This is a genomic window from Streptomyces pinistramenti (genome assembly GCF_020564935.1).
Taxonomy (GTDB): Bacteria; Actinomycetota; Actinomycetes; order Streptomycetales; family Streptomycetaceae; genus Streptomyces; species Streptomyces pinistramenti.
Genome location: NZ_JAJCXB010000004.1, coordinates 214,633 through 235,148 on the forward strand (window position 1 = coordinate 214,633; position 20,516 = coordinate 235,148).

The 20,516-nt window shown below is 71.3% G+C and carries 14 protein-coding genes, 3 tRNA genes and 1 pseudogene; 14 read left to right on the plus strand and 4 right to left on the minus strand.

Features of this window, described 5'->3' with window-relative positions; translation table 11 throughout:
• Positions 1-140 precede the first annotated feature (140 nt).
• A pseudogene (locus LIU39_RS05370) lies at positions 141-575 on the plus strand (gamma-glutamylcyclotransferase family protein); the annotation flags it as partial.
• 131 nt (positions 576-706) lie between these two features.
• Complete coding sequence (locus tag LIU39_RS05375; protein WP_227045153.1) at positions 707-1,735, plus strand: adenosine deaminase; 1,029 nt, start codon at positions 707-709, stop codon at positions 1,733-1,735.
• A gap of 356 nt (positions 1,736-2,091) precedes the next feature.
• Here the strand turns inward: LIU39_RS05375 and LIU39_RS34805 are convergent, their stop codons facing one another.
• On the minus strand, positions 2,092-2,286 hold the full coding sequence (locus LIU39_RS34805) for a hypothetical protein (protein WP_264482394.1): 195 nt from the start codon (positions 2,284-2,286) through the stop codon (positions 2,092-2,094).
• Positions 2,287-2,354: 68 nt separating this feature from the next.
• On the opposite strand from LIU39_RS34805, the gene LIU39_RS05385 reads away from it, so the two are divergent.
• The 5 genes from LIU39_RS05385 (at position 2,355) to LIU39_RS05405 (ending at position 9,715) form a co-directional block, all read left to right on the plus strand.
• Positions 2,355-3,785: a deoxyguanosinetriphosphate triphosphohydrolase gene (locus LIU39_RS05385; RefSeq protein ID WP_227045156.1), complete on the plus strand. Its 1,431-nt coding sequence runs from the start codon at positions 2,355-2,357 to the stop codon at positions 3,783-3,785.
• Positions 3,786-4,050: 265 nt separating this feature from the next.
• Positions 4,051-5,313 (plus strand): NAD(P)/FAD-dependent oxidoreductase, encoded by a 1,263-nt coding sequence (locus LIU39_RS05390; RefSeq protein ID WP_227045158.1) that lies wholly within the window; start codon positions 4,051-4,053, stop codon positions 5,311-5,313.
• Between the two features lie 9 nt (positions 5,314-5,322).
• Positions 5,323-6,348, plus strand: a complete 1,026-nt coding sequence (locus tag LIU39_RS05395; RefSeq protein WP_227045160.1) for a threo-3-hydroxy-L-aspartate ammonia-lyase — start codon at positions 5,323-5,325, stop codon at positions 6,346-6,348.
• Between the two features lie 48 nt (positions 6,349-6,396).
• Positions 6,397-8,313 carry a DNA primase gene (gene dnaG / locus LIU39_RS05400; protein WP_227045163.1) on the plus strand — a complete coding sequence of 639 codons (1,917 nt, stop codon included), beginning with the start codon at positions 6,397-6,399 and terminating at the stop codon, positions 8,311-8,313.
• A gap of 190 nt (positions 8,314-8,503) precedes the next feature.
• Positions 8,504-9,715, plus strand: a complete 1,212-nt coding sequence (locus LIU39_RS05405) for an RNA polymerase sigma factor (RefSeq protein ID WP_372463811.1) — start codon at positions 8,504-8,506, stop codon at positions 9,713-9,715.
• A gap of 37 nt (positions 9,716-9,752) precedes the next feature.
• On the opposite strand, the gene LIU39_RS05410 is transcribed toward LIU39_RS05405, so the two are convergent.
• Positions 9,753-11,207 (minus strand): FGGY family carbohydrate kinase, encoded by a 1,455-nt coding sequence (locus LIU39_RS05410; protein WP_227045165.1) that lies wholly within the window; start codon positions 11,205-11,207, stop codon positions 9,753-9,755.
• A gap of 80 nt (positions 11,208-11,287) precedes the next feature.
• On the minus strand, positions 11,288-11,587 hold the full coding sequence (locus tag LIU39_RS05415) for a YtxH domain-containing protein (RefSeq protein WP_227045167.1): 300 nt from the start codon (positions 11,585-11,587) through the stop codon (positions 11,288-11,290).
• 271 nt (positions 11,588-11,858) lie between these two features.
• Between LIU39_RS05415 and LIU39_RS05420 the strand changes: the two genes are divergently transcribed.
• From LIU39_RS05420 to LIU39_RS05435, 4 genes are all read left to right on the plus strand, one after another.
• Positions 11,859-11,931 (plus strand) — tRNA-Asn (locus tag LIU39_RS05420).
• A 5-nt stretch (positions 11,932-11,936) separates the two neighbouring features.
• Positions 11,937-12,009 (plus strand) — tRNA-Asn (locus tag LIU39_RS05425).
• Positions 12,010-12,189: 180 nt separating this feature from the next.
• A tRNA-Ile gene (locus tag LIU39_RS05430) sits at positions 12,190-12,263 on the plus strand.
• A 970-nt stretch (positions 12,264-13,233) separates the two neighbouring features.
• Positions 13,234-14,178 carry a trypsin-like serine peptidase gene (locus LIU39_RS05435; protein WP_227045169.1) on the plus strand — a complete coding sequence of 315 codons (945 nt, stop codon included), beginning with the start codon at positions 13,234-13,236 and terminating at the stop codon, positions 14,176-14,178.
• A 409-nt stretch (positions 14,179-14,587) separates the two neighbouring features.
• Here the strand turns inward: LIU39_RS05435 and LIU39_RS05440 are convergent, their stop codons facing one another.
• Positions 14,588-15,760 (minus strand): cytochrome P450, encoded by a 1,173-nt coding sequence (locus tag LIU39_RS05440; protein WP_227045170.1) that lies wholly within the window; start codon positions 15,758-15,760, stop codon positions 14,588-14,590.
• 655 nt (positions 15,761-16,415) lie between these two features.
• Between LIU39_RS05440 and LIU39_RS05445 the strand changes: the two genes are divergently transcribed.
• The 3 genes from LIU39_RS05445 (at position 16,416) to LIU39_RS05455 (ending at position 20,423) form a co-directional block, all read left to right on the plus strand.
• Positions 16,416-17,435: a DUF1259 domain-containing protein gene (locus LIU39_RS05445; protein ID WP_227045173.1), complete on the plus strand. Its 1,020-nt coding sequence runs from the start codon at positions 16,416-16,418 to the stop codon at positions 17,433-17,435.
• 170 nt (positions 17,436-17,605) lie between these two features.
• On the plus strand, positions 17,606-18,811 hold the full coding sequence (locus LIU39_RS05450) for a cytochrome P450 (RefSeq protein WP_227045175.1): 1,206 nt from the start codon (positions 17,606-17,608) through the stop codon (positions 18,809-18,811).
• Between the two features lie 547 nt (positions 18,812-19,358).
• Entirely contained in the window at positions 19,359-20,423 is a 1,065-nt protein-coding gene (locus LIU39_RS05455) for a type III polyketide synthase (protein ID WP_227045177.1), read from the plus strand.
• The last annotated feature ends 93 nt before the right edge of the window (positions 20,424-20,516 follow it).

Here is a 20,516-nt window from a genome sequence, read left to right on the forward strand (position 1 = left end):
GCGGTCTCCCCGCCTCCCCAGCAGCGACGCGGCACACGCCGGCATGGTTGCAGGAGAAGCCCCGTCTGCCCCGGGGAGGCACCGGTCCCAGGGAGGCACCCCACCCTGGGGGAGTACCCGAACGAGAGGAGGCCGATCCCATGCCCGTGGAGCCCGTGAAGGTGCGCCCCGACCGCCTGCCGTTCTTCGTCTACGGAACGCTGCGCCCCGGCGGGCGCCATCACGCGCGGACACTGCGCGGCAGGACCGCATTGGATGAGCCCGCCACGATCACCGGCGCCCTGCTCTACGAAGGCCCCGGCTACCCCTACGCCGTCGCGGGCCCCGAGGACGCCCGGATCCACGGCGCCCTGATCACCCCGCGCGCCGCCGACTACGAAGACGTGCGCTGCGCCCTCGACCTCCTTGAGGGCTACACACCCGGCGGCCGGGACAACCTCTACGAGCGCGTCGAAACCCTGGCGGCCCGCTCCGACGGCCGGACCGTACGGGCCTGGGTGTACTTCGCAGCCGAGCCGCTCGCCGCCCGGCTGCGCGCCTCCGGCACCCCCGTCGAAGGCGGCGACTGGCCGGCCGGCGGCCCGTCCCGCACCCCGGCTAACCTGGACGACTCCTCCCGCAGCGAGGACCCTCCCGGTACCGATGACCTTTCCCGTACGGAGGGCCCTTCGCGTACGGAGGACCCTTCCCGACCCGCAGAACAGGTGTGACCCGCGTGCCTTCCTCCCCGTCCGCAGCCCCCGCCCGCCAGACCCCGCTCCCCAAAGCGGAGCTGCATCTGCACATCGAGGGCACCCTGGAGCCCGAGCTGGCCTTCGCCCTCGCCGAGCGGAACGGCGTGACCCTGCCGTACGCCACCGAGGACGAGCTGCGTCGCGCCTACTCCTTCGCCGACCTCCAGTCCTTCCTGAACCTCTACTACGCGCTGATGGCCGTCCTGCGCACCGAGGACGACTTCGCCGACCTCGCGGACGCCTACCTGGCCCGCGCGCAGGCCCAGGGCGTACGGCACGCCGAGATCTTCTTCGACCCGCAGGCGCACACCGCGCGCGGCGTCCCGATCGGCACCGTCATCGACGGCCTGTCCCGCGCCCTGGACACCGCCCAGGAGACGTACGGCATCAGCACCCGCCTGATCATGTGCTTCCTGCGCGACGAGAGCGCCGAATCGGCCCTGACGACCTTCGAGGCGGCCCGCCCGCACCTCCACCGGATCGCCGCCGTCGGCCTGGACTCGGCCGAGGTCGGGCACCCGCCGTCGAAGTTCCAGGAGGTCTACGCGCTGGCACGGGAAGCCGGCCTCAAGTGCGTGGCGCACGCGGGCGAGGAGGGCCCGCCCGCGTACGTCTGGGAGGCCCTGGACCTCCTCGGCGTGGACCGCATCGACCACGGCGTGCGCTGCATGGAGGACGAGCGGCTGGTGGCCCGCCTGGTGGCCGAGCAGATCCCGCTCACCGTCTGCCCGCTGTCGAACGTCCGGCTCCGCGTCATCGACGACCTCGCCGACCACCCGCTGCCCGCGATGCTGGACGCCGGCCTGCTGGTCACCGTCAACTCCGACGACCCGGCCTACTTCGGCGGCTACGCCGACGACAACTTCACCGCCGTACGCGACGCACTCCGGCTGGACGAGGAAACGCTGCGCACCCTGGCCCGCAACTCGTTCCGCGCGGCCTTCCTGGACGAGGTGACCCGCGAGAAGTACCTCAAGGAAGTGGATGCGCACCAGGCGTAGATCGGGCGCTGACGGAGTACGCGGAAGGGTGCGCGCCACCGGGTGGGACGGTTGTCCCGCCCAGTGGCGCGTAACCGGCCGCCTCCCCACCTGACCGGCAGGACCGCCGCGCCCCTGGGCCCGCACCCGCTGCTCGCCGAAGCGCTGCCCGGCCGCCTGGAGGAGGCCGGGTTCACCCCGGAGACCGGTCACCCGCGCCCCGCCCCAAAGGCGGCACTCCGCAGGCGCCCCGCCCCGGGGCCGCACCGCCGTCATCCTGGCCGCCGCCGGCTCCCGTGCCCCCGTTCCGCCTCCGGCACGGCCGCCCTCGCGGAGCTGCTCCCGGCCCGGCGCGGCGGCATCCCCGTCCTGTCCGCCTACGCGTCGGCCGCCCGCCCCACCGTCGCCGGAACGGTGCGGGCGCTGACCGCCCGCGCCCACCACAGGATCGCCGTCGCCTCCCGCTTCACCGCCCCCGGACGCTTCGCCGCCCGGTGCGCCGCCGACGCCCCCGGGACCGCGGCGGCGCCCCGGGTGACCACCCCGCACCGGCCCGCCTCGTACTGCACCACTACGACCAGGTGCTCCTGGCGCGTAGCGGTTCCGGCCCGCTCGGCACCGGGGCGGCTACCGTCGCAGCATGACGGGCACACCATCGAGCACCGGCCGGGACGCGGACACCCGCGGCGCCGGCCCCGACGCCACCGGCGGGCCGGCCGCCGCAGGGCCCGGTGCACGCGGGGACGCCCCGCCGGGCCGCCCGCCCGGCGGGCACGACGTCCCCGGCTATACACCGTCCGACGCCGAACGCTGGGTCGACGAACCGGACAAACGACCCGGCCGCACCGCCTTCCAGCGTGACCGGGCCCGCGTCCTGCACTCCGCCGCGCTGCGCAGGCTCGCCGGCAAGACCCAGGTCGTCACCCCCGGCAGCCTCAGCCACCTCTGGGACGCCAGCCCGCGCACCCGGCTCACGCACTCCCTGGAATGCGCCCAGGTCGGCCGCGAACTGGGCGCCGCACTCGGCTGCGACCCCGACCTCGTCGAGACCGCCTGCCTGGCGCACGATCTCGGCCACCCGCCCTTCGGGCACAACGGCGAACAGGCGCTCAACCAAGTCGCCGCGCCCTGGGGCGGCTTCGAGGGCAACGCCCAGTCGCTGCGGCTGCTGGCCCGCCTGGAACCCAAGCGGTTCTGCCCGGCGGCCGACGGCAGCGCGGTCAGCGTCGGCCTCAACCTCACCCGCGCCGCCCTCGACGCCGCCACCAAGTACCCCTGGCCGCGCGGCGCGCACCCCACCGACCCGGGCTCTTCGAAGTTCGGCGTCTACGAGGACGACCTGCCGGTCTTCGAATGGTTCCGGCAGGGCGCCCCCGCGACGGAACGCAGCTTCGAAGCGCAGGTCATGGACTGGTCCGACGACGTCGCGTACTCCGTGCACGACGTCGAGGACGGCCTGCACGCCGGGCACCTCGACCCCAACCTCCTGCTCGCCGACGCCGAACGCGCCGAGATCTTCGACGTCGCCGCCGCGCGCTACGCACCGGGCGCCGCCCCCGCCGAGCTGGCCGCCGCCCTCGACCGCCTCCTGGACCAGGAATGGTGGCCGCACGGCTACGACGGCTCCGCGCTCGCCCAGGCCCGCCTCAAGGACGCCACCAGCCAACTGATCGGCCGCTTCTGCCTGGCCGCGGAATCGGCCACCCGCGCCGCATACGGCACCGGGCGCCTCACCCGTTACCGCGCCACCCTGGTGGTTCCGGACGAAACCCGGCTGGAATGTGCCGTTCTCAAGGCCGTCGCCGACCGCTACGTCATGCAACGGCCCGACCAGGAAGCGCTCCGCGCCGACCAGCGCATCGTGATCGCCGAACTGGCCGATGCCCTCCAGGTCAGAGCCCCCGACGGCCTCGACCCGCAGTTCCGGTCGCTGTTCGACGCGGCGGACGACGACACCGCCAGGATGCGGGCCGTCATCGACCAGATCGCGGCCCTCACCGACGCCTCGGCCCGTAGCCTGCACACCCGCCTCACCCGGCCCCCCGGAACACCGCCGGACAACCGAGGGTGATCCGGGAGGGACGGACCCTCTTCCGTCCTCACGTTCCGTGCGGGACGCTCGGACACCACGGGTGCCGCGGATCCGACGCCGCCGGGCGGCGCCGGACGCTCCGGGTGTCGCCGCGGGCGACACCTCCCGTGACGCCGGAGCAGAAGGGAAGGTAAACGGGAGGAACGGGGGAGTGCATACCGGGGGAACACATCACCGGGGGACGATCGGGGACGTGCACGGCCGCACGAGCGGACGTACGGCACCGAGAACGAGGAGGAAGCAAGTGGTCGAAGCACACCAGACGTTCGTCATCGTCGGAGGTGGACTGGCCGGCGCAAAAGCCGCCGAGACCCTCCGCGCGGAGGGCTTCACCGGCCGGGTGATCCTCATCTGCGACGAGCGCGACCACCCGTACGAGCGCCCGCCGCTGTCCAAGGGATACCTGCTCGGCAAGGAGGAGCGCGACAGCGTCTTCGTCCACGAACCCGGCTGGTACGCCCAGGCCGACATCGAACTGCACCTCGGCCAGCCCGCCGTCCACCTGGACCCCGAGGCCAGGACCGTACGCCTGGGCGACGGCACCCTCATCGTCTACGACAAGCTGCTGCTGGCCACCGGCGCCGAACCGCGCCGCCTCGACATCCCCGGCACCGGCCTCGCCGGCGTCCACCACCTGCGCCGCCTCGCGCACGCCGAACGCCTGCGCGGCGTCCTCGCCTCCCTCGGCCGGGACAACGGCCACCTCGTCATCGCCGGCGCCGGCTGGATCGGCCTGGAGGTCGCCGCGGCCGCCCGCTCCTACGGTGCCGAGGTCACCGTCGTCGAGACCGCACCGACGCCGCTGCACGCCGTGCTGGGCCCCGAACTCGGCGGCCTCTTCACCGACCTGCACCAAGAACACGGCGTCCGCTTCCACTTCGGCGCCCGCTTCACCGAGATCGTCGGCCAGGACGGCATGGTGCTGGCCGTACGCACCGACGACGGCGAGGAACACCCCGCCCACGACGTGCTCGCCGCGATCGGCGCCGCCCCGCGCACCGCACTCGCCGAACAGGCAGGACTGGCCCTCGCCGACCGCTCGGCAGGCGGCGGCATCGCCGTCGACGCCGCGCTGCGCACCTCCGACCCGCACATCTACGCGGCCGGCGACGTCGCGGCCGCCGACCACCCCCTCCTGGACGCCCGGCTACGCGTCGAGCACTGGGCCAACGCGCTCAACGGCGGCCCCGCAGCGGCCCGCGCGATGCTCGGCCAGGACGTCAGCTACGACCGCGTCCCGTACTTCTTCTCCGACCAGTACGACGTCGGCATGGAGTACTCCGGCTACGCCCCGCCCGGCTCCTACGACCAGGTCGTCTGCCGCGGCGATGTCGCGAAACGCGAATTCATCGCCTTCTGGCTCGCCGAAGGCCGGCTGCTCGCCGGGATGAACGTCAACGTCTGGGACGTCGCAGGCCCCGTCCAGCAACTGATCCGCGCCGGGCACCAGTTGGACGTCGAGAAGCTGGCGAATCCGGAGGTTCCGCTGGAATCGCTGCTGCCGTAGCGTGAGGCCATGAGCCTCAGCCCCGGTGGCCGCACAGGCCCCGCCCAGCCCACCGGCCCCGCCGCGGCCGTCACCCTCGACACCATCCGTGCCGCCGCGGCGCGACTGGCGGGCATCGCCCACCGCACACCGGTACTGCGCTCGGGCACCCTGGACGCGCTGGTGGGCGCCGAGGTCTTCCTCAAGTGCGAGTCCTTCCAGCGCATGGGGGCCTTCAAGTTCCGCGGCGCCTACAACGCCCTCTCCCGCCTGACGCCCGAGCAGCGCCGCCGCGGGGTCGCCGCGTACTCCTCGGGCAACCACGCCCAGGCCGTCGCGCTCGCCGCCAGGGAACTGGGCACCACCGCCGTCATCCTCATGCCCGAGGACGCCCCGCGCTCCAAGCGGGACGCCACGCTCGGCTACGGCGCCGAGGTCGTCACCTACGACCGCTACACCGGCGACCGCACCGCCCTCGCCGATCAGCTCGCCGCCGACCGCGGGCTCACCCTGATCCCGCCCTACGACCACCCGGACGTGATGGCCGGACAGGGCACCGCGGCCCTGGAACTGATCGAGGAGACCGGACCGCTGGACGCGCTGCTCACCCCGGTCGGCGGCGGCGGCCTGATGGCCGGATGCGCCACCGCCGCCACCGCGCTCGTCCCCGGTATCCGCATGATCGGCGTGGAGCCCGAGGCGGGCGACGACACCCACCGCTCCCTGGAGGCCGGCCGGCCCGTCACGATCCCCGTCCCGCAGACCATCGCCGACGGACAGGCCACCGAAGCCCCCGGAGAACTGACCTTCGCGGTCAACCGCGAGCTGCTCGACTCCGTCGTCCTGGTCAGCGACGACGAGATCCGCACCGCCATGAAGTTCGCCTTCGAGCGGCTGAAGATCGTCACGGAGCCCAGCGGCGCCTGCGCCCTCGCCGCCCTGACCGCAGGCCGCGTCGACCCGCTGCCGGCCCGGATCGGCGTGATCATCTCCGGCGGCAACATCGGCCAGGACCGCTTCGTGGAGCTGATGGCCACCGCCCCCGACGCCCGCTGAACCGGAGGCGTGGAGGGGACTGTCCGACCCCGGCCGTAGAATTCACGCGTGGCAGGACGGATCAACGATGACGACGTGAAGGCGGTTCGGGACGCGGTCCCGATCGACGCCGTTGTGTCCGAATACCTCCAGCTCCGCAACGCCGGCGGCGGCAATCTCAAGGGCCTGTGCCCCTTCCACGACGAGAAGTCCCCGTCCTTCCACGTCAGTACCGCCAAGGGGCTCTACCACTGCTTCGGCTGCCAGGAGGGCGGCGACACCGTCGACTTCATCATGAAGATCGACCACCTCTCCTTCGCCGAAACCATCGAACGCCTCGCCTCCCAGGCGGGCATCACCCTGCGCTACGAAGAGGGCGGCTACGCACCCGGCCGCCAGCAGGGCGAACGCACCCGCCTGGTGGAGGCCCACAAAGTCGCCGCCCAGTTCTACGCCGAGCAGCTGGACGGCCCCGAGGCCGAGATCGGCCGCGCCTTCCTCGCCGACCGCGGCTTCGAGCGGGCCGCGGCCCAGCACTTCGGCGTCGGCTACAGCCCGGCCGGCTGGGACCACCTCACCCGCTTCCTGCGCGGCCGCGGCTTCACCGACAAGGAACTGATCCTCTCCGGCCTCTCCCAGGACGGCCGCCGCGGCCCCATCGACCGCTTCCGCGGCCGCCTGATGTGGCCCATCCGCGACATCTCCGGCGAAGTCGTCGGCTTCGGCGCCCGCAAGCTCCGCGACGACGACAACGGCCCCAAGTACCTCAACACCCCCGAAACCCCCATCTACCGCAAGTCCCAGGTCCTCTACGGCATCGACCTCGCCAAGAAGGAGATCGCCAAGACCAGCCGGGCCGTCGTCGTCGAGGGCTACACCGACGTCATGGCCTGCCACCTGGCCGGCGTCACCACCGCCATCGCCACCTGCGGCACGTCCTTCGGCGAAGGCCACATCAAGATCCTCCGCCGGCTGCTGATGGACCACTCCGGATCCGAGGTCATCTTCACCTTCGACGGCGACGCCGCAGGCCAGAAGGCCGCCCTGCGCGCCTTCGAGGACGACCAGAAATTCGCCGCCGAGACCTCCATCGCCATCACCCCCGGCGGCATGGACCCCTGCGACCTCCGCCTCGCCAAGGGGGACACGGCCGTCACCGACCTCGTCGAGTCCCGCACCCCGCTCTTCGAGTTCGCCCTGCGGCACCTCGTCTCCCGGCACAACCTCGACACCACCGTCGGCCGCGCCGCCGCCCTCGACGAAGCGGCGCCCATCGTCGCGCACATCAAGAACAGCTCCATCCAGCACGAATCGGCCGTCCAGCTGGCCGGCATGCTCGGCATCCTGGACACCCAGTTCGTCGTCCGCCGTGTCGGCCAGCTCGCCCGCTGGGCCCGCGAACGCGGCCGGGACGGCGGCCAGGACCAGGGCCGCAGACCCCCCCGCGGCCAGGAGCGGGCCGCCGAACAGGAACGCCCGGCCCCCGGCCCCCGCGGCCCCGCCCTCAACCTCCGCAGCCCCGCCCACCGCGTCGAACGCGAACTGCTCAAGCTCGCCCTGCAACGCCCCGACCTCGTCTCCCCGGCCTTCGACGCCTACGGCATCGACGAGTTCACCGCCCCGCCCTACGCCACGGTCCGCCGCTGCATCGAGGACGCCGGCGGCGCCACGGCAGGCGCGGCCGACGACGGCTACGTCCAGCGGGTGCGCGAGGCCGCCCCCGACGACACCGTCCGCGCCATGGTCACCGAGCTCTTCGTCGAACCCCTCCACACCCGCCGCGACCCCGACGAGGCGTACGCCGGCGTACAGCTCGTCGCCGTCCGCCTGGCCGCCGTCAACCAACGCGTCACCGAAATCCGCGGCACCCTCCAGCGCCTCGGCCCACGCGCCGACCCCGAGCACCTCAATGCCGTCCAGAACGAACTCTGGGTCCTCCAGCAGTACGGTCAGTCCCTCCGCGAACGCGGCTACGCCGCTCTCTGAGCCGCCCCTCCCGGGGGCGCATACGGCCGCCGCGCCGCGCCCTCCCACCGCACCCCGACGTAGCCACCCGGTTACGGAACGGACTCAAAAAGTGGGCGCACGCCCCTCGTGGCGGGCCTGTGTCGTACCCCACACTGAAAGCGGTGCCTGAGAGTTCGGAGCGCGGCGCGCCCGGTCACCCGGATCGTGCATCCCCCGCGCAGCCACTCGCGATGTACGGGACGGACAGCGGCTCGGCCGCGGCCGCTCCCGGCCTTTCCGCCGCCTTCGCAGCGATCACCCTGGAGGTCGCCCCGTGCAGACCCAGACGCTCCCCGACGCGCCGGCCGGCGCCCCGCAGGCCGCGCCCGAGAAGGCCCTGCCCCAGCCGGCCGGGGACGCAGCGGCAGGCGCCCGCCCGGTCACCGTGCCGCAGCAGGCCGAACCCCCGGCCGCCGAAACGATCGCCGACGACCCCGCCCCCGAGCCGCCGCCCCGCCCCGACACCGGCGGCCCGTCATCCGACCTCTTCCGCCAGTACCTCCGTGAGATCGGCCGGATCCCGCTGCTCACCGCCGCCGACGAGGTCGACCTCGCACGCCGCGTCGAAGCGGGCCTCTTCGCCGAGGAAAAACTCTCCGGCACCCCCGACCTGGACTCCCAACTCGCCTTCGACCTCGACAAGTTGGTGGTACTCGGCCGGATGGCCAAGCGCCGGCTCATCGAGGCCAACCTCCGCCTCGTCGTCTCCGTCGCCAAGCGCTACATCGGCCGCGGACTGACCATGCTCGACCTCGTCCAGGAGGGAAACCTCGGACTGATCCGCGCCGTCGAGAAGTTCGACTACGCCCGTGGCTACAAGTTCTCCACCTACGCGACCTGGTGGATCCGCCAGGCGATGTCCCGCGCCCTCGCCGACCAGGCCCGCACCATCCGCGTCCCGGTCCACGTCGTCGAACTCATCAACCGCGTGGTCCGCGTCCAGCGCCGGATGCTCCAGGAACGCGGCTGCGAACCGACGCCCGAAGAGGTGGCGGCCCAGCTCGGCCTCACCCCGGAACGCGTCGGCGAGGTACTGCGCCTGGCCCAGGAACCGGTCTCGCTGCACGCCCCCGTCGGCGAGGAGGACGAGGTCGCGTTCGGCGATCTCATCGAGGACGGCGACGCCGCCTCACCCGCCGAATCCGCCGCCTTCCTGCTGCTGCGCGAACACCTCGACACCGTCCTGTCCACCCTCGGCGAACGCGAACGCAAGGTCGTCCAGCTCCGCTACGGCCTCGCCGACGGCCGCCCCCGCACCCTGGAGGAGATCGGCCGGATCTTCGGCGTCACCCGCGAACGGATACGGCAGATCGAATCCAAGACCCTCAACAAACTCCGCGACCACGCCTTCGCCGACCAACTGCGCGGCTACCTCGACTGAAACCGCACACCCCACCGGACCCCGCGGCCACGCCGGCTCAGCCCTCAGGCCCGAACACCCCCGGATACGCCTCATCGCGCACCGCCGTGTACTGCTGGCGCACCGCCTGGCCCACCGGCAGCTCCTCGCCCGGCTCGAAGACCTGGCTCGCGGCCGACGGCCACTGCGGCGGCTCGACCCAGCCGCCGTCGTTCGGCGCGAGCGTGCCGTGCGCAGCGCCCAGCGCCCAGGCCGCCTGCCGCGCCGCGCCCAGCGCCGCGTACTCGGCCGGCTGCGGCACCACGACCTGCACCCCGAACACCGCGGGCGCCGCCGCCTGCACGGCACCCAGCTCGGCCGCCCCGCCCAGCAGGAACACCCGGCGCACCGCCACACCGCGCCCGCGCAGCACGTCCAGCGCGTCGGCCAGCCCGCAGAGCATGCCCTCCACCGCGGCCCGCGCCAGATGCTCAGGCTTCATGCTCTCCCGGCGCATCCCGTGCAACGACCCGGCGGTATGCGGCAGATGAGGGGTCCGCTCGCCCTCCAGATACGGCAGCATCACCATGCCGTACGCGCCGGGCGACGACTTCAGCGCCAGCTCGGACAGGCCCTCCAGATCCGTGCCGAGCATCTCCGCCGTACCGCGCAGCACCCGGACCGCGTTGCTGGTGTGCACCACCGGAAGATGGCGCCCCGTCGCGTCGGCGAACGAGGTGATCGTGCCGTCCGGATCGACCAGCGCCTCGTGATGGATGCCGAACACCGACCCCGACGCGCCCAGCGACACCACCGCGTCGCCGACCCCGACACCGAGCCCGAACGCCGCCGCCATCGTGTCGCCCGTGCCGGCCGAGATCAGCAGCCCCTCGGGCGTGAACCCGGCCGTCCCTGACGGGCCGAGCACCTCGGGCAGCCGCACCTGATGGCCCAGCGCCAGCTCCACCAGATCCGGCCGGTACGCCTCGTCGGCCGCCGACCAGAACCCGGTGGCCGAAGCACCGCCGCGGTCCGTCGTACGCCGCGCAGGCCGCCCCAGCAGCTGCCACGCCAGCCAGTCGTGGGGCTGCATGACCTCGGTGATCCGGGCCGCGTTCGCCGGCTCGGTGCGCGCCAGCCAGCGCAGCTTCGTCACCGGATGCGTCGCCTGCGGCACCGCCCCTATCGCCTGCGCCCACGCGCTCCGCCCGCCCAGCGAGTCGATCAGGTCGGCCGCGGCACTCTGCCCCCGCTTGTCGTTACCGAGCAGCGCGGGCCGTACGAGATTGCCCTCGGCGTCCAACGGCACCAGCCCGTGCTGCTGCGCGGAAACGCCGATCGCCTGCACGCCCTCCAACAGGCCGTTGCCCGCCGCCTCGCCGAGTGACATCAGCCACGCCTGCGGGTCGACCTCCGGCCCCTTCTCGGCAGGGTGTGGCGCGTACCCCTGCCTGATGACGGCACCTGTGTCCGTATCGCAGACGACGATCCGTGTGCTCTCGGACGAACTGTCCAATCCGGCGACTTTCCCCATGGCCCCAGATGATGCCCCATCCGGCGGACAGCGGGGGCGTCAGGGCATACCCCGGGGACAGCCGGGGACGCACGGCCGCCTCAGGTGTTGCTGGTGCCCCAGTCGTCAGGGTCGGGTGTGCGCTGCTCACGCAGCGACCGGACCCGGTCGGTGACCGAGTGCGGCAGCCGGTCCCCGACCTTGGCCGAAACCCGGTCGAACGCCTTCGTCGCCGCCTCCCTGCCGCCCATCGCCGCGGACTCCGCGGTGTTACGGACCGCAGGATTCTGCGAGATCCGCCGGGCCCCCTTGCGCAGCTGCTCGTACCGCTCCCGGCCGGCCCGCGTGCCGAGCACGTATCCGACGGCCAGTCCCGCGATGAACGTGAGCCGGTAGCGCATCGCTCCACCCTTTCCTCTCGCCGGTGCGCACCCGCCGCAGTCGGCCCGTGTCATCCCTGCTGCCGCGCCGCGTACCGGTAACGCTCGATCCCGTCCGGTGCCGAGTGCACCGGATCACCGGGCTGTGCCGCGCCTGCCCTGCGGGCTTGGTGATCACCCATGGCGATACCGATTGGCGGAGCACCCCCCTGCTTGCGCTAATGTATGTGTCGCAGCGAGCGCGCGCCGTCCGGAAGCCCGGACAGCGACGCATTCGAGGCACACAGAGCATTCCCCTGTAGCTCAATTGGCAGAGCAGCCGGCTGTTAACCGGCAGGTTACTGGTTCGAGTCCAGTCGGGGGAGCTCGGTCCCCTGTAGCTCAATTGGCAGAGCATTCGGCTGTTAACCGGAGGGTTACTGGTTCGAGTCCAGTCGGGGGAGCAGAAGGAAGAGGACCCCGGAAGGGGTCCTTTTTCGTGTGCCGTGGAACCGAACACCCCATGATCGAAGTCCTCTTGGGCGTGCATGGTCACCGGACGAGGGCCCTCACGGGCAACAGATCGTATGAGCGGCTATGCTGCGGCAGACGGCGCGCACAAATGTGCGCGGCGCGCCGTGACGGGGGCGGTAGCTCAGCCGGTTAGAGCAGCGGACTCATAATCCGTCGGCCGTGGGTTCGAGTCCCACCCGCCCCACTCACGAAATTCGATCTGCCCTGCGAAAACGCCACAGGGCGGACTTCCGGTCAGGTTCGTCGCCTCACCGTTGCCGCGCAAGGCGCCTTTACGGTGCTTGTCACGGCACCCATCAAGACCTGCACGAGCAAGTCTGGCTCCATGCCGCGCGGCTCGTCCGGCGTGTCGGTGGCCCCCGAGATGGCCGGTGGCGCCGGGAGAGCTGCGTCGAGGAAGCTGCGGCGAAGCGCTTCCGTGCCTTGGTGAACGGTCACGGATAGGAATGGCCGCCGGGCTGGGTCAAGAGGGAGAGCTTTATTGAGCCGGTCGAACCTGAGTGTCCCGGCGCGGAGAAGTTCACGGCCTACGCTCACAACTCCGCCAGGGCACTAACGGACATATCGGATTACGCAAGATCGAACTATACCAAGTTCATCGATAACCATATGAAACCTTGGATCGGGGATCTTTCCGTGTCGGCCCGCGGAAGCAAGCTCGGTCGCGACCATGTCGGTCAGTGGGCACTCGACCTTCAGAAGGGGAATCCCGGGTCTCTCCATGGGCAGGGAACCGTGCGTCGGCCATACGCCCCGAAGGCGATTGCCGACTTGATCGCCAACTTTCACGGCTTGCTCTTCAGCGTCCTCTCGGCGGCCGTAGATGCGCGTCCTGTCTTGCGTGATTCGACCCTGTGCGCCGTCCGCACTCGCCCGTCGACCCGGTACGGGCACCCGGCCGTACCGACGTTCCCCCGGGGTCGTTCTTCGCAAGTCCGTTCCGTAGCTCAAGGTTTGCTGATCGTCGTCTGACAGCTTTCTGACCTCCGTTCCGTACGGTTCCGGGCATGACCACATCATTCGACCGCGCAGGCGGTCCGCGGAGCCCGGCAGGTAGGCGCCTACGAGGCACGGTTGCCCTGGCCGCGGCGATGTTCGCCATCGGGATCCCGCTGTCGGCTCCCGCCTCGGCTGCGCCTTCGGGAGCTGGGCCCTTGACCGCCCCCGCGGAAGTGGCCGTCCATCAGCAGGCGGTCAGCAAGGCCGAGCAGAAGGCTGTCCTCGACTACTGGACTCCGCAGCGGATCGCGGCGTTGACCGGGCCGTCGGCGGACAAGCCGCCCAAGAGCGGGCCCGACGGTGCGCCGTGGACCAACCAGAACGCCCTGCCCCGGACGGTGGGCCGGCTCTTCTTCACCGACCACGGTGAGGACAGCAGCTGCACCGCCACTGTTGTGGACAGTGCCAACGGCAGCACCGTGGTGACGGCGGGGCACTGCGTGAACAGCGGCAACCTCCTCGGCGAGGACAACCAGTGGTCGGCGAACGTGATGTTCGTCCCCGGGTACCACGACGGTGAGGCGCCCTACGGGAAGTTCGTCGGCCGCCTCGGGGTCGCGGCTGCCACCTGGCTGAAGAACGACGCGCAGCACTCCGAGAAGTTCGACGCGTACGACCAGGCATTCGTGGTGCTGAATCCGGATGCGCAGGGCGGACGACTCCGGAGCGCGGTCGGTGCCGCTCAGCAGATCGGGTTCGACCAGCCCGGCGATCGTCCGGTCCACCAGTTCGGATATCCCCGCGCGGCCTCGGACCCGGCGCGCGAAGGGCTCGCGGAGTACACCGGAGCGCGGCTCGCGTACTGCACCGGTCAGGCCGAGGAGTACCCGGGCACCCCGGACTGGCCGGAGCCGAAGGGACAGTGGGGCACCGCGTGTGTGATGGGAGGCGGCTCCAGCGGAGGCCCGCGGATAGCTGACGTCGATCCCAAGTCAGGGCTGGGCACGGTGGTCGGCGACAACGCCACGAGCGGCTACCTCAACAGCGCCGGCCATGCCTGCGGCCACGACGACCCGGCCTGCACTCGTCACCTCGTCGGCCCGCAGTTCACCTCGGCCATCACCAAGCCGCTCTACGAACGCGCCCAGCGGACGCCGTGACCCGGCCCCGGGCGAGGTAGCCCGCAGTCCTGGGCGTGTTGTCCCAGCACGTTGGTGGCGGGCGACATGCCTTTCATGGTGCTTGACCGAGGTGAGGGCCTTCTGGCGCGGTGTGGATTGCGACGTCTACGCCGATGACAGGAGGCCCTCGTGTCATCGGCGTAATGCCCCACCGATGCCTGCTGGCAGGCTGCGTCCGGCCCGGTACGTAGTCGAGGACGTTGGCCGCTGCACCGGGCCGGGATGGGGGACCGTCCCAGCCGCCCGCGTCACCGGCCTGTTCGGTCACCGCACCTGGGGCCCGCTCGTTGGCAGGCGCTACCGCCTCGCCCGTGGTGCGAGCACCCGGAGCTCGTCGACGACCTGTGCGGCCTGTTCGGTGGCGGCTGCCGTGGCGGGCCGGTGGTGGTTACCAGGTAGCCGGCAGGTGCAGAGGGCTTCGCGTGATGGTGCCCAGCCGCCACTCGACGGCGTCGGCCGATGTGGTCAGGTGCAGTCCGGGAAGGCGGGCGGCGAGTCGGTGCAGTCCGAGCTGTAGTTCGGTGCGGGCCAGCCAGGTACCCGGGCAGTAGTGCCGGCCGCCGCCGAAGGCCAGGGTCGGGTTTTCCAGTGGTGCGAACAGGTCGCTGAAGGGGTCGTCCGAGAACGCCGCCGGATCCCGGTTGGCCGCGGCGCGGTCGACGACGGCGATCTCGCCGGCCCGGAGGGCGACGCCGCCGACTTCGATGTCCTCGGTGGCCTGGAGGGGGTTGGGCCGTTCGTCGGGGTCGCCGAGCGGGATCAGGTGCAGCATGCGCTCGGTCAGGAGTCCGGCCGCGGCTTCGTCGGAGCCCAGGCGGGCCCATACCTCGGGGCGCTCGTCGAGCAGGTAGAGCAGGGAGTTGCTGAGCATGGTCATCGCGGTGTCATGGCCGCCCACCACCAGCGTGCTGACCAGGTTGACGAGCTGCGGCTCGGTGATGCCTCCTTCGTCGTCGGCGGCCTGGACGAGGGAGCTGATCAGGTCCGGTCCCGGAGCACGCCGCCGCTGGGCGAGCAGCTCGATGGTGAAGTCGGTGAACTCCTGGGTGGCCTCGGCGGTCTTCGCCAGGTCCGTCGTGGCGCCGGCGAAGGCGTGCTCGGCCCAGTGGAGCAGGCGGGTGTCATCGACTTCGTGTACCCCGGTCAGCCTGCGCATGACGGCGATGGGCAGCGGCTGGGTGTAGTGGGTGACGAGGTCCACCGACGGGCCGTGGTCGACGAGCGTGTCGAGCAGTTGGTCGACGACGCCGGCCACCCACGGCGCCATGCGCGCGATGGCGCGGGGGCTGAACGCGCGCTGGATGGCGCGGCGCAGCCGGAGATGCTGGTCATCGTGCTGGTTGGCGACGGCGTCGGGGGCGTCCACCAAGTTGGTGGTGTCGGCGTCCGGTGCGGGCAGCGGGGCACGTCGGAACGTGGCGTGGTTGATGATGAAGCGGACGTCGGTGTAGCGGCTGAAGAGCCAGGCGGGGTTGCCGTCGGGCAGGGTCGTGCGGCGGGGAGCGGCGGGCTGGGCGAATGCCAGACGGTGCAGAGGGCGGATGGTGTCGGTGGTGGGCATGATTCTCCCGCCCGCGCGCCGGAGCGGCGGGCTGTTGGCGTAGGCGGTTTCGTTGTTGCCGACCGCACGGTGGATCCCTTGGCAGGGCCGCGCAGGAAGCGGCATGTGTGGTCAGGTGCCCCGTGCTCATTGCGAGCCGGACGCGGCCTGCGCTCTGTTCACGCACCGCCTTGCGCTGCCGGGCCGGTATGCGCTCGGCTGAGGATCCTTCGCCGGGCTCCAGGTCCGGAGCCCGCCGCAGATCCCCGGTCATCCTGAGTACAGATCTTGCTCAAGTGCCAATGAATCATGGGGAATTCACCCTCACGTGGGGTGCTGCCGGGCGGCCCGGCCGGACGCCGGACGGACAGGCGGGCGCACCGCACTGGCGTTCCCCCCGGGGCGACGGATCCGGAGCCCCGCCGTGCCGCTGCATCCGGATGGGTGAATCCGGGCGACCGTGACGGGGCCTTTGCGCTCGCGCCCGCGGCAGAGCTTGTGGGCGTGTCGCGCCCTTCGCCCCCCAACGCCTCCGACTCGCCCGTTGCGACGCCCCCGCCCGCGGGCTCCCGCGCTTTCCAGGAGAGCTTTTTAGTTCATTCAGGGACTATCTGACGCCGATTCGACCCATTTCTGGCGTTATCTCATGTTTTCATCTGGCCATGGAGGCGATCGGATGATGACTGGAGACGGACAACAGGGCACGCGTACACGGGCAATCACCTCGCGGCGACGCTTGCTTGCCGCGGCCGCGGTGGCGCCGATGCTGGCCGGGGCGGGGCCGGGTGCCGCGCAGGCCCTGCCTGCCAGGGAGGCCGGGGCGGAGCGCTGGGCCGTCGAGCCGGTGCGCACCGGAGAAGCGGACTGGGAGGACGTGGCGAACGCGCTCGGCCGCCGCGGCAACATGCTGCGCGGGACCATCTACCACACGGGCTTCCCGCGCCGGGATCTCTACGTGATCTCCGACGGTGTCCTCGTCACGCCGGGGCTTGCGCTGGGCACGCATGTGGCCTTCGTCCGCTACGCCGACGGCAGCACGATGGCGATGGGCGATGTGGTGGTCACCGAGGACGAAACACAGCAGGTGTGCGACGCCTGGCAGGCGCACGGAATCGAGCAGACCGCGCTCCACAAGCATCTGCTCGCCCAGACCCCCGACCTCTGGTGGGCCCACGTCCACGCGCACGGCGACGACCCGGTGGCCCTGGCCCGCGGCCTGCGCGCGGGATTCGACCGCACCGGGACTCCGCCCGCCGGACCGCCGGGCCGACAGGGCTCCGTCGACCTGGACGTCGCCGGAGTCGAAGCCGCGCTGGACGTCAGGGGAACCACCGAGGACGGGCTCTACAAGTGCCTCTTCGTCCGCCGCGAGACCATCGTCGACGGCCGTCTGGTTCTGCCCGCCGGGCTCGGGGCGACCTGCGCGTTCAACTTCCAGCCGGTGGGCGGCGGCCGGGTCGCGCTCAGCGGTGACTTCGCCATGGTCGCCGAGGAGGTGCAGGACGTGCTGAGGCTGCTGCGGCGCGGCGGGATCAAGCTCGTCGAGCTGCACAACCACCACCTGACGGAGACCCCCCGGCTGTTCTTCACCCACTTCTGGGCCGTGGGCGACGCCGTCGAACTCGCACGCGCCCTGCGGTCCGCGGTGGAAGCCGCCAACGTCGCGCCGGCCGTCAACGTCGTGCCGGCCGGCTGAACGAGGCGGGAGGGGGCGGATCGGTGGCGTGGTCCGCTCCCGGGTGGTTCGCGTCATATGGGGCAATTGGGCCGGTGCGGTGCGTGCCTCGACGGGCGATCGGGTACCTCTGCCCCGTCCATCCCAGCAGGCGGCGAATCGCCCATCAGATCCCCTATCTGGAGTCCCGTATGGAACCAGCGTCCACCCCGCGGAACTGCCCGTTCGACTATGCCGAGGCCCTCGAATTCGATCCGCAGCTCAGACAGCTGCAGAACGAAGCGCCCGTCTCCCGTATCCGGCTGCCGCACGGCGACGGGGAAGCGTGGCTCGTCACCGGCTACGACGACGTGCGCACGGTGACCACCGACCGGCGATTCAGCCGCAGCGCCATCATCGGCAAGAACTTCCCGCGCATGACTCCTGAACCCATCGTTCAGGACGAGGCGATCAACGTGATGGACCCGCCGGCCAGCAGCCGCCTGCGCAGCCTGATCTCCAAAGGCTTCGCGCCACGCCACGTGGAACGCATGAAGGCGCGCACCCAGCACGTGGTGGACGAGCTGCTGGACCGGATGGAGGAGCACGGTTCCCCCGCCGACCTCTTCGAGCACCTGGCGGCCCCCCTGCCGCTGACCACGATCTGCGAGGTCCTCGACATCCCCGAGGGCGACCGCGCGCAACTGCGCGCGCACGCGCGGACCATGATGAACACCCGCGTCGACAACAAGGACAACGCGGTGCGGTCCAAGGCCGATATGCGCGCCTACTTCGCGAAGCTGACGGCCGAGCGGCGCGCGAACCCGGGCGACGACCTGATCAGCGCGCTGGCCACGGCTCGCGACGGGGACGAACTCCTCAACGAGCGGGAACTGACCGTGATGGCCATGGTGCTGCTCATCACCGGCCAGGACACCACCACGTACCAGATCGGGAACATCGCCTACGCCCTGCTCACCCGGCCCAAGGAACTCGCCATGCTGCGGGCCCGCCCCGAGATGCTCCCGCAGGCCCTGGAGGAGCTGCTGCGCTTCATCCCCTTCCGTAAGGGGGTCGGCATCCCGCGCGTCGCCATCGAAGATGTGGAGCTGAGCGGGGTCCAGATCCGGAAGGGGGACATCGTCCACGTCTCCTACCTGACGGCCAACCGGGACGCCCGGAAATTCGACCGGCCCGACGAGCTGGATCTGGACCGCGTCGGTCCGTCCCACATGACCTTCGGGTGGGGCGGCCACCACTGTCTCGGCGCTCCGCTCGCCGCCACGGAACTCCAGGTCGCACTCGGAACCCTCCTGGAGCGCTTCCCGGACCTGGAGCTGGCGAAGCCGGCCGAGGACGTGCAGTGGAACAAGAATTCGATCTGGCGTTATCCGCTCGCCCTGCCCGTCATCTGGTGACGGCGGTATCCCGGGCAATGCCGGTGGGTCAGGCCCGCGGACCGGGATACGGGTAACGCGGAACGTCGGCGGGGCAGCGCCGTCCCGTTCCAGGGCCTGAGCCCGGGGGGTGAGCCCGTGTGACCGTGGGCCGGTGGCGGTCGTGCGTATGCCGGCCGGCATCCGGCTCCGGGTGCCCCGGTTCCGCGCGCGTGACCAGGGGGACGGATGCTGCGTCAGCCCCCGGAAAGCGGCAACCGGAACGGGCCGTACCGCCGTGCAGCGCGGCATGCCGTCCGACATGCAGCCGTCACCTGACTGCCGTAGCGTGAGGCGAGGGCCAACCAAGCGCTACACCACCTGCCCATACGGCGAGAAATCAGTCTTCCGACGGTCGGCCCGTCCGCGCCCTACAGGGAATTCGGAACTCGGCGCCGCGAAGCGCCGGTGGGCCGTGTCGCGTCATGTCGCGCGTACGCCGCCGCAGTGGAAACCGGCGGCCGGCGAACGCCCTGCATCCGACCCTTGGGGCTCAGCCGTGTGGAGCACCGTCCGCTAGGAGGAGTCCATGGCGGTTCTCTGCAAGCCGGCAATCGCAGTCCCCGAGCACGTCATCACCAACGAGGAAACCCTCGAACTGGCGCGGCGGTTACACGGTGACCATCCGCAACTCGGGCTGGTTCTCCGGCTGATCGAACACACCGGGGTGCAGAAGCGGCATCTGATCCAGCCGATCGAAGAGACGCTGCGGCACCCGGGTCTGGACGCCCGCAGCATCGTCTACGAGGCGCACACCAAGGACCGGGTACCGGCGGTGGTGCGGCAGGCACTGGACCACGCACAACTTGAGGCGCAGCAGATCGACTTGATCATCTACGTCTCCTGCACCGGCTTCATGATGCCGCCGCCGACCTCGTGGCTCATCAACGCGATGGGGTTCAGGCCGGAGACGCGCCAGTTGCCGATCGCCCAACTCGGGTGCGCCGCAGGCGGTGCGGCCGTCAACCGGGCCCACGACTTCTGCCGTGCGTACCCCGACGCCAACGTGCTGATCGTCGCCTGCGAGTTCTGTTCGCTGTGCTACCAGCCCACCGACCTGGGCGTGGGATCCCTGCTGTCCAACGGCTTGTTCGGCGACGGGATCGCCGCCGCCGTGCTGCGGGGCAACGGCGGCACCGGAATCCGCCTGGAGCGCAGCAGCTCGTACATCATCCCGAACACCGAGGAGTGGATCTCCTACGCGGTCCGTTCCACGGGATTCCACTTCCAGCTCGACAAGCGGGTGCCCGGGACCATGGAGCCCCTCGCCCCGGCCCTGAGCCGCGCAGCGGAACAGCACCAATGGAACGCCGGGAAGATGGACTTCTACATCATCCACGCAGGCGGTCCGCGCATCCTGGATGACCTCAGCTTCTTCCTCGACGTCCCTCCGGAGGCATTCCGCTTCAGCCGGGCGACGCTCACCGAGTACGGCAACATAGCCAGCGCGGTGGTGCTCGACGCCATGGCCAGGTTGTTCGACGAGGCGTCGGCGTTCGACGGCGACCGCGGGCTGATGGCCGGTTTCGGGCCCGGCATCACGGCCGAGATCACCCTGGGCAGCTGGGCCTCGGAGCCCGAGACGGGGGAGTGAGCCGCCCGCGGCACGCCATTCGGCGACCGCCTTGACCCTGGCCCCGGCCCCTAGGAGGCGCTCGGGGCCTGGGGCGTGGTCGCGTGCTTGACG